12 protein-coding genes are annotated in these 14,561 nt (G+C 50.8%); 1 reads left to right on the top strand and 11 read right to left on the bottom strand.

The window, feature by feature from the left end:
* Window positions 1-21: 21 nt before the first annotated feature.
* The 6 genes from KNQ18_RS01930 to hprK form a co-directional block, all read right to left on the bottom strand.
* Window positions 22-1,506 carry a tetratricopeptide repeat protein gene (locus tag KNQ18_RS01930; protein ID WP_035396300.1) on the bottom strand — a complete coding sequence of 495 codons (1,485 nt, stop codon included), beginning with the start codon at window positions 1,504-1,506 and terminating at the stop codon, window positions 22-24.
* Between the two features lie 96 nt (window positions 1,507-1,602).
* Entirely contained in the window at window positions 1,603-1,983 is a 381-nt protein-coding gene (gene kapB, locus KNQ18_RS01925; protein WP_023469227.1) for a sporulation phosphorelay system protein KapB, read from the bottom strand.
* Window positions 1,984-2,013: 30 nt separating this feature from the next.
* Window positions 2,014-2,496, bottom strand: coding sequence for an acyltransferase (locus KNQ18_RS01920; RefSeq protein ID WP_215083690.1), 483 nt, complete (start codon window positions 2,494-2,496; stop codon window positions 2,014-2,016).
* Entirely contained in the window at window positions 2,480-3,136 is a 657-nt protein-coding gene (ppaX, locus tag KNQ18_RS01915) for a pyrophosphatase PpaX (protein WP_050678700.1), read from the bottom strand. The genes KNQ18_RS01920 and ppaX overlap by 17 nt, the downstream gene beginning before the upstream one ends.
* 3 nt (window positions 3,137-3,139) lie before the next feature.
* Complete coding sequence (gene lgt, locus KNQ18_RS01910; RefSeq protein WP_215083688.1) at window positions 3,140-3,973, bottom strand: prolipoprotein diacylglyceryl transferase; 834 nt, start codon at window positions 3,971-3,973, stop codon at window positions 3,140-3,142.
* Window positions 3,973-4,908, bottom strand: coding sequence for an HPr(Ser) kinase/phosphatase (gene hprK, locus KNQ18_RS01905; protein WP_035396292.1), 936 nt, complete (start codon window positions 4,906-4,908; stop codon window positions 3,973-3,975). Before hprK ends, lgt begins: the two co-directional genes overlap by 1 nt.
* A 126-nt stretch (window positions 4,909-5,034) precedes the next feature.
* Between hprK and KNQ18_RS01900 the strand changes: the two genes are divergently transcribed.
* Window positions 5,035-5,418, top strand: a complete 384-nt coding sequence (locus KNQ18_RS01900) for a hypothetical protein (RefSeq protein WP_215084793.1) — start codon at window positions 5,035-5,037, stop codon at window positions 5,416-5,418.
* 260 nt (window positions 5,419-5,678) lie between these two features.
* Here KNQ18_RS01900 and KNQ18_RS01895 read toward each other — a convergent pair whose 3' ends face one another.
* From KNQ18_RS01895 to KNQ18_RS01875, 5 genes are all read right to left on the bottom strand, one after another.
* Window positions 5,679-6,788, bottom strand: coding sequence for a DUF4097 family beta strand repeat-containing protein (locus KNQ18_RS01895; protein WP_035396288.1), 1,110 nt, complete (start codon window positions 6,786-6,788; stop codon window positions 5,679-5,681).
* Window positions 6,789-6,888: 100 nt separating this feature from the next.
* Window positions 6,889-9,744: an excinuclease ABC subunit UvrA gene (gene uvrA / locus KNQ18_RS01890; protein WP_215083686.1), complete on the bottom strand. Its 2,856-nt coding sequence runs from the start codon at window positions 9,742-9,744 to the stop codon at window positions 6,889-6,891.
* Between the two features lies 1 nt (window position 9,745).
* Window positions 9,746-11,713, bottom strand: a complete 1,968-nt coding sequence (gene uvrB, locus KNQ18_RS01885; RefSeq protein WP_023469235.1) for an excinuclease ABC subunit UvrB — start codon at window positions 11,711-11,713, stop codon at window positions 9,746-9,748.
* 205 nt (window positions 11,714-11,918) lie between these two features.
* Entirely contained in the window at window positions 11,919-13,082 is a 1,164-nt protein-coding gene (locus KNQ18_RS01880; protein WP_215083684.1) for a PDZ domain-containing protein, read from the bottom strand.
* A 22-nt stretch (window positions 13,083-13,104) separates the two neighbouring features.
* Window positions 13,105-14,529: a S41 family peptidase gene (locus KNQ18_RS01875; RefSeq protein WP_195864526.1), complete on the bottom strand. Its 1,425-nt coding sequence runs from the start codon at window positions 14,527-14,529 to the stop codon at window positions 13,105-13,107.
* Window positions 14,530-14,561 lie beyond the last annotated feature (32 nt).

Raw genomic sequence — 14,561 nt, 5'->3', positions numbered from 1 at the left:
AGGTGAGAATCCCCTAAACGTCTAACACTTTGCTTGTAGCGGTGCCAGCATCCGTTCATGTGTCCGGATCATCGATGCGACGTGATCGAACGAACAATCGACGAGCGATGCACATTCCTCGATCAACATCCCGTCCCGTAAATCATGGAACAGATAAAGCAGTGATGCAGCGGATGCTTCGATCGAATCGAACGACTCACCGCTTAAGACGAGCTGTGCGAAGCGTTCATAAAAATCACCTTCGAGACTCATCCGTTCTTCGTCTGAAACGAACCGTTCCGCAAGACGAATCGTCTGCAATGCCCGGTGAATGCGTTCATCCACGACATCAGTCCGTCCTTCCATCTCGATGACAATCTGTTCCGTTAATAACAGGACGTCTTCTTGGTCTGTCACTTCTGGCATCATCGACAATGCAAGCCGTGCTTCAGCATCGTTCAGTTTACCAAGGAGAAGTGCCGTAAAGATCCGCGAGACATCATCTTCCGTCTTCAGCGCTTGGATGAGTGCCGAGCGAAACTGCAGGTTGTGGCGAATGTCATACGTATCCGTCTCTTCCTTTAACGCTTGTGCTTCGTCCGACTTCAAGAAAGCGGCTGCTTCTTCGACGTGTCCTGTCTTATAGGCAGAGATTGATAACCAGTGCCCAAAGAGTGGGTCTCCCCGGTAACCGCGACGCTCGAGCAACTTCAACTCTTCATAGGCGATATCGTATCGTCCGATGATCGCAAGCGTTGATGCGACCTTATAACGTGTCTCAAGGTGCACGGAACGGACGTGTTCGAGCTGACGAGAGAGACGGTGCGCCTCTTCGTCCTGTCCCATCTCGTGTAGCAAGACGAGCGTGTTACAGAGGGCATGCAAATTCCCCGGATTCCCTTCAAGGACCCGTTCAAGGGAAGCGAATGCCTGATCGTTCTCTCCTAAATAGAACTCGACGATCGCGAGGTTGTTGTAGGCAGGCCAGAACGTCGGGTACTGGGCAATCAGTCCAGTCAACGTCTCCTGTGCCGCGAACAGCATCCCTTTATCGATCTGGCGTTGTGCCTGACCGTGCAGACGAATCAATTCGTCCTCTTCGTCGTCTTCCATCTCTTGTTCGAGATCAATCAGTTCCACGAGTGCGGCCGATGCCTCCGCGTGTTTGCCGTTTGGTGCTTGCTCTAAATATTCCATCGCATGTTGTCGCGCTTCTTCATAAAGTGAGACGTGTGCGTAGTTATTCGCTAAATAAAAGAGTGCTTCCGTATTTGATGCGTCGAGTGCGCGTACTTGTTTCAAGACATCATTCGCATGATTGATTTCTCCTGTCTCGAATAAGACACGGGCATAACGGAGCAAATAACGGATGTCCGCTGGCTGAAGTGTCGTCGCCTCATCTAAATGATAGACGGCTTCGTCCAGTCGCCCTTCCCGGTGCGCCTTCCGTCCGCGGAAATAAAAAAGTTCCGCTTGGCGCGCTGTTATCGCAAAGGGGTCTGCTTTGTATTTGGTTAATTCCATCATGATTCAAGCCCCCATAAATAGTAAACTGGTTTCGTAGTTGCAGACACAAGAATACCCTATCTCTAGGAGGCATGCAACAGAAAAAAACGCCGGAGTTCATCCCCAGCGTTTCGCATAAATCGATTCCAGTTCTTTGTAATTCTCTAAGCATTTTCGTACAAAAGCATCCGTCTCTGGATTCAGTCCTTCAAGACGTGCTACGTCCTTGTCATATGCCTGCCGCAAGCTCGTCGCATAATCGGGAATCTCTCCGTCATACGCATAAACGACTGCGGGGGAAACCGTGATCTTTTCGTGCTTATGCAAGGCGGTCCGGATATGAAAGAGCGGAACATCGACTTGGTTCGGCTGGTGAAGATCTCCTTGAACGGGATGCTTCTCAACAGCCAACACCTCAACGACGAGACCTTGTGGACGTTCGGCGAATAATCTTCCGAAATACTTTCCTGTCTTATACGTAAAGCGGATGTGCGTCATCTTTTTTCCTTCTTCCTTCTCACAGTTTTGTCACATTTCGTGCCGGCGAAGCGGCTGACTCGAGACGCGTTCGTTCGGTGCAATGTCTCGGTGAACGACGGATCCGGCACCAACGACGGCACCATCTCCGATCGTTACGCCCGGTAGGATCGTCACGTTCGCACCGATCAAAACATTGCTTCCGATGACGACGTCACCTAAACGATACTCCGTCGTCAAATATTCATGACAGAGAATCGTAGCATTGAAGCCGATGATCGTATTGTCACCAATCGTGATCCGCTCCGGGAACATCGTGTCTGGCATCACCATCAAGGCAAGCGCCGTCTTCTCCCCGATCTTCATCCGAAGACATGTCCGGTAGAGTGCGTTCTTAAAACGTAGCGACGGAGCAAACCGACCGATCGTGATGATCGTAAAGCACCACATCACTTTAAAGAACGACACCGTCCGGTACATGTGCCAGAGTGGATTCGTCGTTCCGACCTGAAATCGATCAGTTCGCCGCGCCATTTTGTTCCTCCAGCCAAGTAGCAAGATGATCCATCGAATCAATGATGACGTCCGGCTCGAGGGCTTCTAAGTACGCGCGTCCTTTGATCGCCCAACCGACCGCGACCGTCTTCAGTCCCGCGTTCTTGCCACCGAGAATGTCCGTATCGTTGTCCCCGACCATGATTGTCTCGTCTGCTGTTGCTCCAAGCAACTGCATCGCTTTCTCGAACGGCTCGACGGCTGGTTTTTCTTCCGTTACGTCGTCGGCTGCGATGACAGCGTCAAAGAGTGACGTCAATCCAAACAACTCGATGCCGCGGAGAGCGACACGACGACTTTTCGACGTGACGACCGCCATCTTGTATCCTGCTTCATGCAGTCGACGTAATCCGTCGAGCACACCCGGATACTCGAGCACGAGCGCGTCATGCATCGCGATGTTGTAGCTACGGTAAAAAGCAACCATCTCTTTCCACTGTTCCGCATTCATCGCCGAGAACGACTTCTCAAGCGTCGGACCGATGAACGGAAGCAGTTCCGCTTCCGTAAATGTCCGGTCCGGATAATAGTAACTGAGCGTATGCTCGAAGCTTTTTAAGATCAATGGATTCGTGTCGATCAACGTTCCATCTAAATCAAACAGTAGCGTGCGAATCATCGATTACTTCGCCTCCTTTTTCGAACCGTCCAAGTAACGAACGGCGTTGCGGCGAACAACCATCATGATCACACCGAAGATGATCAAACAGATCGAGACGATTTGTGCCGTCCGGAGTCCATCACCCATCATCAGACTGTCCGTCCGGAGTCCTTCGATATAAAAGCGTCCGATCGAGTACCAAACGAGGTAACCGAGGAAAACATACCCACGACGTGGATTGAACTTCATCCGCCAGACGATCAACAGAATGACACCGATGATGTTCCAGACGCTTTCATAGAGGAACGTCGGTAAGTAGTACGTTCCATCAATGTACATCTGATTGACGATCCAGTTCGGTAAGTGCAGCGTATCTTGTAAGTACGACCATGTCGTCTCGCCACCGTGTGCTTCTTGGTTGAAGAAGTTGCCCCAGCGTCCGACGGCTTGTCCGAACAAGAGGGATGGTGCCAAGATATCGGCGATTTGCCAGAACGAGATCTTTTTCTTACGCGTATAGATGATGACCGTCAAAATCGCACCGATGATCGCACCGTGAATCGCGATTCCACCTTGGCGGATGTTAATGATTTGGTCAAGATGTTGACTATAGTAGTTCCACTCGAACGCGACGTAGTAAATCCGGGCACAGATGATACTGATCGGAATCGACCAGATGACGACATCGACCGCATACTCTTCATTGAAGCCGATTCGCTTCGACTCGAAGATTGCGATCAACAGACCGACGACCGCACCGAGCGCGATGACGATCCCGTACCAGTAAATCGGTACGGGACCAATCTCGATCGCCACGCGGTCAAACGTTGGTTGTACAGAGGCTAAAGTTCCCATCAAAGACCACCATTCCCATCTTCAATTGCTTGCGCGAGACGTCCCGCGAATTCTTCTGCTGTGTTGATGCCCATGTTCTTCAGACGATAGTTCATCGCTGCGACTTCGATGATGACAGCGAGGTTTCGTCCAGGACGGACGGGAATCGTCAGGAACGGTATTTCCGTATCGATGATTTGGAGTGTCTCTTGGTCCAGACCGACGCGGTCATAGACTTTCGATTGATCCCAAATCTCGAGGTTACAGACGAGGCTGATCTTCTTATGCGAGCGAACAGCACCTGCACCGAACAACGTCATCACGTCGATGATCCCGATTCCACGAATCTCAAGCAGATGCTGAATCAACTTCGGTGCTGTCCCAACGAGAATCCCGTCGCCTGTTTGACGGATCTCGACCGAGTCGTCTGCCACTAGACGGTGACCCCGCTTAACGAGTTCGAGTGCCGTTTCCGATTTACCAACACCACTTGCGCCTTTGATGAAGACACCGACACCATAGATATCGACGAGGACACCATGCATCGCCGTCGTCGGTGCGAGTTCCGCTTCGAGGAAGTTCGTGATCTGTGACTCGACCGATGTCGTATGCCCTTTTGTCGTCAACAGTGGTACGTTCGTCTCGTCTGCGGCTTGGATGATCGCTTCCGGTACTTCGAATCCACGCGTGATCAAGATACCAGGTGTTTCATCCGTACAGAGGACATTCGCTCGTTCGCGTTGTTCCTCGTACGTTAAATTATTGAAGAACGTCAATTCTGTTTTTCCGAGAATCTGGAGACGTTCTGCCGGGTAATAGGCATAATAACCGGCAAGCACAAGGCCAGGTCGGCACAAATCAGCCGTCAGAATCGGGCGATGTAAGCCCTCTTCTCCCGTGACGATGTGGAGATTGAATTGTTTTACGATTTCAGCTGTTCGCACTTTTGGTTGCACGCTTCGTCAGCCCCTTTCACTTGAAGTATTGTACCATATTTTTATTCGATTCATGGAATTGGATTAGAAGCTTGATTTCTTGGGAATGGAATAAAGAGTTAATATTTTGAAGGAGGTTTTGCCGTGATGTCAGGCGGTGGTATCGGATTCATTTTAGTCATTATCTTATTTGCGGTTCTAGCGATTGCTGGTTTCGTCTATCTCATCATCTCGCTGATCGATATGTGGAAAGCGTACTCCCGTAATCAAGATCAAACAGCCCTTTTATTCTTCATCATCTCGATTATCGGAATCTTCATCAGTGGTTCATTCATCTCCTACGTCCTCGCGATCATTTTCTATTGGAATCGCTCGCGCCGTAAGAGTTGGCTCGGGATTGGTCTGGTTCTCGTCTCGATTGTCCTCGGGATTCTCGGCGTCATTGCTCTGTTCTCGTTCGGTTACGACATGAACGATTTCGAGAACATGAACTTCGATGAGCCGATGATGGATCAGGATTACGATTATTGATTCAAGCTACACCCATCCTTTTCAGTGAGGATGGGTGTTTGTCTGTCTAAAGGAAAAAAATGTATCCTTTCCTTTTACTTGCTTTCCTCAGGCGAGACACGAGCCGCGGCTTCATCGCTCGAACGAGCGTCTAGCCGGGTCTCGTTTGTCTCTGACAGCGCGGATATCCGCGCTTTTTCCTGTAGGAGTCGCGTAAAAAGCAGGATACAAAAAAACAGCTACTAGATTCGATTAAGAATCTAGTAGCTGTTTTCTATTTCTTACAAAGCTTGTGGACTGAGGTGAACACCATGCGTGACCGAAATCGTACCTGTCTTCGTATCGGCTTCAACCTCGATTTTTGGTGAACGACCGCGACCTGATACGAAATGGAGCTTCCGGTTGACGATCTCTTTTTGATCTCGGATTAATTCCATGTCATCGAGGTTGCAGTTGAGACCACCGAAGTTTGTCTCAAGCTCCCCGTAAACTTCTGCGCCATGCGGCAACATCAGGGCGATGCTTCCAGCAAGCGATGACGCTTTGACCTTCGCGTTTTGCACGGTCTTCAGCTCGCAACGGACGTTTCCGTTCGCCGTTTTCAGTTCTGAACGTTCGAAGACACCTGTCGTGATGATTTGTCCGTTGGCTGTCTTCGCCTTCAAGACTTTCAACTCCGACTCTTCAATTTCGATCGAACCGTTCGCTGTCGATACTTTGACATCCTCACTGAACAGATCACGGACGTTGACTCGACCGTTCGCTGTCATCAGTTGAGCGGATGTCGTATCGAGTGACGTCAACGAAATTTCCCCGTTCAACGTCTGTAAGACGAATGATTCGTAATGACGGCGTGGTACTTTCAGATGGACTGTCGCACGGACACTCTTATCCTTCAAACGGATCGAGAGTGTGTTCGCCGAGACCGCGTGTTGCACAGCGGCTTGAAGTTGCTCAAGCGCCTGTTCTTCCGTCACCTGTTGGCGACGGAGCGGACGTCCTGTCACCGTCAATTCGCATTCTTCGAGATCACTCGGTTCGACGACCAAGTTCGCATTGAACAGATCGACGTGAACCGTCTCACCGCTGAACGGGAATTGTTTGACGTAGGTGACGTTCGGACCGGACGCCTGATTAAGCGAAAGATCACTGTCCTTGATCCGGCTGACGAGATTATCGAACGCTGACATGACTTTCGTCGTCAGTGAATCGACGGAATACTGGTCGACCCGATCATATTGTTCTGGTTCATCGACGTACTTATGTTCACTGGCAGAAGTTGCACGTTCGTCGATCGCTTCGAGCCGCTCGAGTTTATCGAGTGCCTCATCAATCGTTAACTTTCCTTCTTTGACTTGCTCCAATATCAATTGACGCATATCTTGCTTCATGAACCGTTCCCTCCTATTCTTGAACCTCAAACGTGTGTTACATGATACTTTCGTTTAAGTTCCCTTAGTTCCTTCCTACGAATCCTCATCCACAAAAGTTTCACGATTCAATTCGTGCCGCGTCGCGTTCAAGGACAGGTGCGAGGTATCGTCCCGTATAAGATGCTTCAACTTCAGCGATGTGTTCCGGTGTCCCGGCAGCAACGATCGTTCCGCCACCGTCGCCCCCTTCAGGTCCGAGATCAATCAAGTAGTCTGCCGTCTTGATGACATCCAAATTGTGTTCGATGACGAGCACTGTATCGCCATTGTCGACAAGACGTTGTAAGACTTTCAACAGACGCGCGATATCGTGAACGTGGAGTCCCGTCGTCGGCTCATCGAGAATATAGATCGTCTTCCCAGTCGAGCGTTTATGCAACTCGGACGCCAGTTTAACACGTTGTGCTTCCCCGCCGGACAGTTCTGTCGCGGGTTGACCGAGACGCATGTACGTCAGACCGACGTCAGCGATCGTCTGCAATTTCCGCGTGATCTTCGGAATGTTCTCGAAGAAGGCAAGGGCATCTTCGACCGTCATCTCAAGCACGTCGGCAATCGTCTTGCCTTTATATTTCACTTCAAGTGTTTCGCGGTTATAACGTTTCCCGTGACAGACTTCACACGGAACATAGACGTCCGGTAAGAAGTGCATCTCAATCTTGATGATTCCGTCGCCACGGCAGGCTTCACAACGTCCACCCTTGATGTTGAAACTGAAACGCCCTTTTTTGTAACCACGGAGTTTCGCTTCGTTCGTCGAAGCAAAGACGTCCCGAATGTCATCGAAGACACCGGTATACGTTGCTGGGTTCGAGCGCGGTGTCCGACCAATTGGTGACTGATCGATGTCAATGACCTTATCGATTTGATCCAGACCCGTAATCCCTTTATGAGCACCCGGTTTTTCCTTCGCCCGGTTCATCTCGTGCGCGATCGTCTTATAGAGAATTTCATTGATCAACGTCGATTTCCCGGAGCCCGAGACACCAGTGACGGCGACGAACAGACCCAGCGGAATATCGACATCGACGTTCTTCAAGTTGTTTTCCGATGCTTTGTGGATATGAAGCATCCGACCGTCTGGCTCTTTGCGTGTCGACGGAACAGGAATGAACTTCTTCCCGGACAAGTATTGACCCGTCAACGAGTTCGCATCCTGCATCAACTCCTCCGGTTTCCCGGCTGCCGTGACGAATCCACCGTGATCGCCGGCTCCTGGTCCGATATCGATCAAGTAATCGGCTGCCATCATCGTATCTTCATCGTGCTCGACGACGATCAGCGTATTGCCGAGGTCACGCATCGCCTTCAGCGTATTGATCAGACGATCATTATCGCGTTGGTGCAAACCGATCGATGGTTCATCGAGAACGTAGAGGACGCCCGTCAGACGCGAACCGATTTGTGTCGCGAGACGAATCCGTTGCGCTTCCCCACCGGACAACGTACCGGCTGCGCGTGAGATCGTCAGGTAATCGAGACCAACGTTCTCAAGGAACGACGCCCGTTCGTGAATCTCACGGACGATCATCCGCGAAATCGTCTTATCCTTTTCACTTAATTTCTCCGGTAGTTCGTCGAAGAACATGACCGCTTGTTTGACCGACATCTTCGTCACTTCACCGATATGGTGATCGGATACTTTGACGGCGAGCGATTCCCGTTTCAAGCGATGTCCTTTACACGTCGGACACGCCTTCTTCGCCATGTAGCCTTCCATCTGTTCCCGGATATAATCAGACGACGTCTCCTTGAAGCGACGTTGTAAGTTATTGAGAACTCCTTCGAAGTAGAGGTTCGTATTTCGGACCATCCCGAAGTCATTCTCATAACGGAAGTGAATCTCTTCCTTCGTGTTTCCGTTCAAGATCGTTTCGCGGTGTTCTTCTGACAATTGTTCGAACGGTGTATCCATATCGATCTTGAAGTGGTCACAGACCGCTTTGAGCAATTGTGGATAATACTGCGAGCTCGTTGGTTCCCACGCCACGATTGCCCCTTCGTTCAATGACTTATCGGGATGCGGCACGACGAGATCAACATCGACCTCAAGCTTCGTTCCGAGACCATCACATGACGTACAAGCACCAAACGGTGAGTTGAACGAGAACATCCGTGGTTCGAGTTCGCCGATTGAGAAGCCACAAATTGGACAAGCATGATGTTCACTGAACAACAATTCGTTGCCGTCCATCGTATCGACGATGACACGACCGTCCGCGAGGCGAAGTGCAGTCTCAAGTGAGTCCGCAAGACGGGCTTCGACATCTGGTCGCACGACGACACGGTCGACGACGACTTCGATCGAGTGTTTCTTGTTTTTCTCAAGCGTGATCTCTTCGGCAAGATCCATCGTCTCTCCGTTGACACGGACGCGGACGAAGCCTTCCTTCTTCAAATCGTCGAGCACCTTGACGTGCGTTCCTTTTCGTCCGGAAACGATTGGCGCGAGGATTTGCAGACGAATCCGCTCCGGTAACTCCATCACTTGGTCGACCATCTGACTGATCGTCTGGCTCGAAATCTCGATTCCGTGATTCGGACAAATCGGTTTACCAATTCGCGCGTACAATAGACGCAAATAATCATAGATTTCTGTGACCGTTCCGACCGTCGAACGTGGGTTTTTACTCGTCGTCTTCTGGTCGATTGAAATTGCTGGACTCAGTCCTTCGATCGTGTCGACATCCGGTTTATCCATCTGTCCGAGGAACTGACGGGCATAGGCTGATAAACTTTCGACATAACGTCGTTGTCCTTCCGCGTAAATCGTATCGAAGGCAAGCGACGATTTTCCTGACCCGGACAAGCCCGTCAAGACGACGAGCTGATCGCGGGGGATTTCGACATCGATGTTTTGTAGATTATTGACGCGAGCGCCTTTGATGATAATCTGATTCTTCTTTTCTCCCAACTTAGGCACCTGCTTTCAATTCTAATATGAGGTCGCGGAGCTCAGCAGCTCTTTCGAACTGCATGTCTTTCGCCGCTTGACGCATCTCTTGGTCGAGCTGCTCAAGCAACGTTTCGCGCTCCGGTTTTTTGAGTTTGTTGAACTTCTCGAGTTTTTCGACGGTGTCGTCGCTCTCGATCGTCGTACTGATGACACCACGGACATCCTTTTTGATCGTCTGCGGCGTGATGCCATGTTCTTCGTTGAACGCCATCTGGATCGCGCGACGGCGTTCCGTCTCATCGATCGCGCGTTGCATCGAATCGGTGACTTTATCGGCAAACAAGATGACGTGTCCTTCCGAGTTCCGCGCCGCCCGACCAATCGTTTGAATCAGCGAACGGTCCGACCGCAAGAACCCTTCCTTATCGGCATCAAGAATCGTCACGAGTGAGACTTCCGGAATATCGAGTCCTTCTCGTAACAAGTTGATCCCGACGAGGACATCGTATTTTCCGAGTCGTAAGTCACGGATGATTTCAATCCGTTCCAGCGTCTTGATCTCCGAGTGCATGTAGTTGACCTTGACACCATTCTCTTTCAAGTAGTCGGTCAAGTCTTCTGCCATCTTCTTCGTCAGTGTCGTCACGAGAACACGTTCGTTCTTCGCGACTCGGTCACGGATGTTATCCATCAAGTAATCGATTTGTCCCGTGATCGGATGAATCTCAATCGTCGGATCAACGAGACCGGTCGGACGGATGATTTGCTCGACCATCTCTTTTGAATGTTCGAGTTCATATGGTCCTGGTGTCGCCGAGATATAGATCGCCTGACTGACTTTTTCCTCGAACTCCTCAAATCGTAACGGACGGTTGTCTTTTGCCGACGGAAGACGGAAGCCGTGATCGACGAGGACTTGTTTCCGTGCCTGGTCCCCGTTATACATGCCGCGAATTTGCGGCAGTGTGACGTGCGACTCATCGGCAACGAGTAAGAAGTCTTTCGGGAAGTAATCGAGTAACGTATACGGTGTTGCCCCTTCCGGCATCAAGTTCAAGTGACGCGAGTAGTTCTCGATTCCGGAACAATAGCCCATCTCACGCATCATCTCGAGATCATAGTTCGTCCGTTGTTCGAGCCGTTGCGCTTCAAGCAACTGATTGTCTTCGCGTAGCTTCGCAAGCTGAACCTCTAGTTCCTTCTCGATGTTCGCGATCGCCTTCTGCAAACGGGTATCCCCCGTCACGAAGTGGGACGCCGGGAAGATCGAGATGTGCTCGCGGTCCGCGACGATCTCACCTGTCAGCGGATCCATGTCACGGATCCGTTCGATCTCGTCACCGAAGAACTCGACCCGGACACACTGTTCGTCGCGTGACGCCGGGAAGATTTCGACGACGTCTCCGCGGACGCGGAACCGTCCGCGCTGGAAGTCGATGTCGTTACGCTCATACTGAATGTCGATTAGACGACGGAGCATCTCGTTTCGCCCCATCTCATTGCCGACACGCAGTGACAAGACGTGGTTGTTGTACTCTTCCGGGTTACCGAGACCATAGATACACGAGACAGACGCAACGATCAAGACGTCCTCCCGTTCGAACAGGGCGGACGTCGCCGAGTGACGTAGTTTATCAATCTCGTCGTTGATCGAAGAGTCCTTCTCAATGAACGTATCCGTCGATGGGACATACGCCTCCGGTTGATAATAATCATAAAAACTAACGAAGTATTCGACCGCATTGTTCGGGAAGAATTCCTTGAACTCCGAGTAGAGTTGTCCCGCTAGTGTTTTGTTGTGGGCAAGGACGAGCGTCGGTTTCTTGATTTCCTTGATGACGTTCGAGACCGTGAACGTCTTCCCGGTACCGGTCGCCCCAAGCAACGTCTGATGTCGTTCGCCTTGTTTTAGCCCAGTCACCAATTTTTCGATTGCCGTCGGCTGATCACCGCCTGGCTCAAATGGTGAAACGAGTTCAAAATCCATCGTTTGCTTCCCCCTCATCACGTAAAAAATCTATTTTTATTGTACCACTTTACGAACAAACATTCGATTATGAAGTGCTCCTTTTAGGAAGTTACCCTTTTTTTCGAAAATGCAAAAGTTTCTTTTTGCTTCGAGTGTTGATCCTCGATATTTCTGCCGACAAAAAAATCCCCGTCACGGCTGTTCCGTGACAGGGATTTACTCGTTAATGCAAGGACCGCACTTTAGTGCGACCATGGACCGGCTCGTTGACGAACAGAATACCAAGTTCATGATGATCTTGTTCATAGAAGGCACGTTGCGCAAACCGGATGTCGCCGTTATGGTTCATGACTTCAAGACGCAGATACGGTTTGTGTTTTTGGATAGCTTCGTAGAACGATGTTTCCGAATCGACCTTCTCACCATTGACCTTATAAATCGCTTCACCTGGAATCAAGCCCATCTCGGCAGCTGGTTTATCAGGTAGCGTCCCGAGAATGACGGCACCACGCGTTCCATTGAGGAATAATGGTGTCTGTGCCCGGTTCAAGCGTTTGACCCGCTGATGCAATAGGATATGCAGGACGAGCAACAGGACAATCCCGTACAGCCATTCAGCTTGCCCGGTGACGTATGCAAGAACCGTCAATAGAATCGCAACGAGACTCGTAATCAAACGTCCTTGAACGAGCGGACGCATCAATTCTTTCGGCAACTTACCCGTAAAGAGGAAGCTGAAGCCGATTGGTAACCAGAGAACGATCGGAACGAGCTCTGGGAAGCTGTAACGTGGCCACCAGACTTCAAGCACGTCTCCCGGAACAAAGACGAGCAAAGGCAATAGCCAAAGTTTATTCGCTGACAGCCCACCGATGAAGCGACCACGCTTCGAGACAACGAGTGACGGTGACAGGCGTCGTTTCCCGCGCCACCAGACGAGGAGACATTCCGCGACGAGCGTTAACGTCGCAAGCAATAAAATCATTTTCGGCTCAACCGCTCGAACCGGATCAAGACGTGAATCCATTAAGAACCAGCCGGCAAGTCCAAGCAAGACGATCGGCCAAAGCGGTACGTTCAAGAGAACGATCCCGACCAACAGCAGGACGCTTGAGAGCCCGAGTAACAACAGAGCGTATTGCGGCGTCAGCGTCAATCCGAGCCAGCCACTGACGACGGATAAAACGAGACCAATTAGTAACCCCGGTAAAAGTGTTTCGAGGACATCGCTTCGTTTTCCGTGTGTCCGGGAGCGGAACAGTCCGCGTTCCCGTTTGACACGCCGGATGCCGATGACCCAACTGACAAGGAGTGCTAACCACAAGGTCGGACTGGCGATGAGACTAATCGCGGTCCAACCAATTTCATCGAGTAATTCCACGCGCATTCAGACCTCTTTCCATTCCTTATTATTGAGCAGCGACCTCGAGTGCTTTTTTCCGCTGGACGTCATTTTTGTCGTCCTCGAGTTTCTTCAGGAGACGCGTCTCCATCTCACCCGCTGTCTGCTGATCGATTTTTCCAGTGACGTCGAGTTTCGCATCCTTTTGTAAGGCTTCGACAGCTTGCTTCATCGTGTCACCAAAATACCCATCCTGTCCTTTTGGCTCGTAACCGATTGCTTCAAGGACCAGGTGAGCGTTTTCGACCGATTTACCATAGTCACCGACTGCAAGTGACTTCTGATCAGTCAGGATCTTCGTGACGTTGAAGTACGCTGGTTGCTTGACTTCGATCGTCGGTTCGACCCCTTTTTTGTGAATCCAGTTGCCGTCCGGCGTCAGCCATTTGTTCGTCGTCAACTTCAAATCACTACCGTCCTTTAGGTCGTAGGCACTTTGGACGATGCCTTTACCGAACGATTTCGTACCAACGACCTCAGCCCCGGCACCTTCCTTCAGACCGGCTGCCAGAATCTCAGACGCAGACGCGGATCCGCCGTCTTCGAGCACGACGATGTTATAAGGTTTCTTCTCGTCTGCCTTCCCGAATTCCTGCTGCCGCTCCCCTTTATTGTTCTCGACTTGATAAATCGGAACATCCTTCGGAATGAACGGTGCAATCATGCTTGAGACAGCCGTCAAAAGACCACCCGGATTCCCACGGACGTCGATGACGAGTCCATCGATGTTCTGACTCTCTAGTTTCGCGAGCCCCTTCTCGAACTCTTTAGCCGTCGGTTCTGAGAACTGCGTCACTTGCAAGACACCAATTTTCTTCCCGTTGACGTCTTCAGTCGACGTATAGACCGTCTCAATCGGAATCGTATCCCGTTTGATCGTGATGTCCATCGCGTCTTGTCCACTACGTTGAATCGTCAGGACGACATTCGTTCCTTTTTCACCACGGATTTTCTTGACCGCCTGATCCGTTTTTTGCCCTTTCGTCGACTTGCCGTCGATTTCTAAGATGACGTCACCAGGTTTGATCCCGGCTTTTTCAGCGGGTGATCCCTTAATCGGTGAGACGATGACGATCGATTCGCCTTTTTGTTCAAGCGTCGCACCAATCCCTTCAAACGAAGACGATAGATTCGTATTGAACGATGCTGTCTCCGACTCGTCCATATAGACGGAATACGGATCGTCAAGCACTTCCGCCATACCGGATAGCGCACCGTCCAGCAGTTCCTTATCCGTTACGTCCTCTAGATAGTTCTGTTCGATCATTTGACGGACCTGATCAACTTTTTTCCAATCACCCGTCGCATTCGCAGACGACGATGACGTCGAGACAGAATCCGTTCCGCCAGCCGCCAACATTCCGACGGCGCCTGCCCCTAAACCAAGCCCGAAGGTACTGACCGCGATGACTGCTGTTGTAGATTTTTTCACGCTTGATTCCCCACTTCCGTTAAAAAACGCAG

Origin of the sequence: Exiguobacterium sp. s78, assembly GCF_018618985.1 — a bacterium.
Lineage (GTDB): Bacteria > Bacillota > Bacilli > Exiguobacteriales > Exiguobacteriaceae > Exiguobacterium_A > Exiguobacterium_A abrahamii.
This window is presented reverse-complemented; position numbering and strand designations above follow the sequence as displayed.